The 2,621-nt window shown below is 73.5% G+C and carries 2 protein-coding genes; one reads left to right on the top strand and one right to left on the bottom strand.

From position 1 onward, the window contains the following. Positions 1-192: 192 nt before the first annotated feature. Positions 193-1,845, bottom strand: a complete 1,653-nt coding sequence (locus AB0M20_RS37185; RefSeq protein WP_364305453.1) for an FAD-binding dehydrogenase — start codon at positions 1,843-1,845, stop codon at positions 193-195. Positions 1,846-1,882: 37 nt separating this feature from the next. On the opposite strand from AB0M20_RS37185, the gene AB0M20_RS37180 reads away from it, so the two are divergent. Further along, on the top strand, positions 1,883-2,621 hold a 739-nt coding region (locus tag AB0M20_RS37180), incomplete at its 3' end, for an EamA family transporter (protein WP_364305452.1).

The raw sequence follows: 2,621 nt of genomic DNA, 5'->3' as shown, positions 1-2,621 counted from the left end.
CGGCGCGTACTGGGCGCTGCTCGGCCCGACCGTGCAACTGATGCGTACCCGGTACGACGTGGAGGCCGCGGCCGCTCGCCTGGGCGACCCGGAGTGGGCCGAGGAGTACGTCCGCCATCCCCACGGCGACGACGAAGCCCTCGAGGTCTTCAGCAAGCTGTAGGCCGTCCGTCCGCCAGGGACGCTGAGTGCTCAGCCGACCGCTGCGGCGGCGGCCGCCCGGCCGGCCACCCGGCCGGAGAACAGGCAGCCGCCCAGGAAGGTGCCCTCGAGCGCGTTGTAGCCGTGCATCCCGCCGCCGCCGAAGCCGCTGACCTCGCCGGCCGCGTACAGGCCCGGCACCGGCTCGCCGGTCCCGCCGAGCACCCGGCCCTGCAGGTCGGTGTGCAGGCCGCCCAAGGTCTTTCGGGTCAGGATGTTCAGGCGTACGGCGATGAGCGGGCCGGCCGCCCGGTCCAGCACGCGGTGCGGGGTCGCCACGCGGACGATCCGGTCGCCGCGATAGCGCCGCGCACCCCGGATCGCGACCACCTGGGCGTCCTTGCTGAACTCGTTGGTGATCTCGCGGTCGCGGGCCTCGATCAGCCTCCGCAGGGCGTCCGCGTCGATCAGGTCCTTGCCGGTCAGCTCGTTCATGCCGGCGACGAGCGCGCCGACGTCGCCGGCGACCACGAAGTCCTCGCCGTGCTGCTTGAACGCCTCGACCGGGCCCGGCGCCCCGGCGCGTACCCGCGACAGCAGGAGCCTGACGTCCTTGCCGGTCAGATCGGGGTTCTGCTCGGAGCCCAACAGGGCGAACTCCTTCTCGATGATCTTCTGCGTGAGCACGAACCAGGAGTGGTCGTAGCCGGTCGACATCAGATGCTTGAGCGTGCCCAGCGTGTCGAAGCCGGGGAAGTAGGGCGCGGGCAGCCGGTTGCCCTCCGCGTCCAGCCACAGCGACGACGGGCCGGGCAGGATCCGGATGCCGTGGTTCTCCCACACCGGGTCCCAGTTGCGCAGGCCCTCGGTGTAGTGCCACATGCGGTCGGGGTTGATGATCGTGCCGCCGGCCGCCGTGGTGATCGCCAGCATCCGGCCGTCGACGTGAGCCGGCACCCCGGCGACCATCCGCTCCGGGGGAGCGCCGAGACGCGCCGGCCAGGCCTGGCGGACCATGTCGTGGTTGCCGCCGATGCCGCCCGAGGTGACGAGTACGGCCTGAGCCGCGTACTCGAAATCGCCGGTCGTCTCCCGCGACGACGCCTTGCCACGCTCGACGGCACTGTCCTCCAGCACGGCGCCGCGCACGCCGCTCACCGCGCCGTCGTGGGTCAGCAGCTCGTCCACGCGATGCCGGAACCTGAACGTGATGCGGCCGGCCGCCGCGTGCGCGCGGACCCGGCGCTCGAAGGGCGCGACGACGCCGGGTCCCGTACCCCAGGTCAGGTGGAAGCGGGGCACCGAGTTGCCGTGCCCCTCGGCGCGGCCGTCGCCGCGCTCGGCCCAGCCGACGATCGGGAAGAAGCGGTGGCCCATCGCGCGCAGCCACGACCGCTTCTCGCCGGCGGCGAAGTTCACATACGCCTCGGCCCACCGCCTCGGCCAGTGGTCCTCGGGCCGGTCGAACTGCGCCGAGCCGTGCCAGTCCTGCATCGCCAGGGCGACCGAGTCGCGGATGCCCATGCGCCGCTGCTCGGGGCTGTCCACCAGGAACAGCCCGCCGAGCGACCAGAACGCCTGCCCGCCCAGTGACTGCTCCGGCTCCTGGTCGAGCAGCAGCACCCGCCGTCCGGCGTCGGCCAGCTCGGCGGCGGCGACCAGACCGGCCAGGCCCGCCCCGACAACTATCGCGTCGGCATCCATGGCCGGTCAGGATATCCCTTGATCAAGGAGGTGCCCGGTGCTGGGTGTCGTACTCGCGCTGCTGGCCGCGCTCAGCTACGGCGTCGGCGACTTCGTGGGCGGTCTGGGCGGACGGCGGGGGCATCCGGCGCTGATCCCGGTCGCCGTGCAGATCGTCGGCGTGCCGTTGACCGTGGTGGCCGTGTTCGCTCTGGGCGGATCACCGACGACGGCGGTGCTGGCCTGGGGTGCACTGAGTGGCGTGGGGGGTGGAATCGGCAACGCCTGTCTGCTTCGCGGGTTGGCGGCGGGCCGGATGAGCGTGGTGGCGCCGCTGTCGGCGGTCCTCACCGCGGCGATCCCGGCCGTCGTGGGCCTGCTGTCGGGTGACCGGCTCACCCCGGCCGGCTGGGCGGGCATCGGGCTCGCGCTCCCGGCGGTCGCGCTGGCGTCGTGGTCCGGCCGCGAGGAGGGCTTCCGGTCCTCGGACATCGCGTACGGCGTGGCGGCGGGCTGCGGCTTCGGGCTGCTGTTCGTGGCGCTGGACCGGGCCGGCGCCGATGCCGGGGCGTGGCCGCTCCTCCCGGGCCAGGTCGTCGCCCTGGTGATCGTGGTGGTGACCGCGCTGCCCGCACTCGTCCGCCCGCGTCAGCCGTTGAACCTGGGCGCGGTGGCGCGATGGGGTGGCGCGTGCGGTGTGCTGGGCACGGCCGGCAACCTGCTGTTCCTGCTCGCCACGGGGGAGGGGACGCTGACCATCGCGGCGGTGCTGGCCGGCCTCTATCCGGCGGTCACCG

The organism is Actinoplanes sp. NPDC051633 (assembly GCF_040681735.1).
Classification (GTDB): domain Bacteria; phylum Actinomycetota; class Actinomycetes; order Mycobacteriales; family Micromonosporaceae; genus Actinoplanes.
This window is presented reverse-complemented; position numbering and strand designations above follow the sequence as displayed.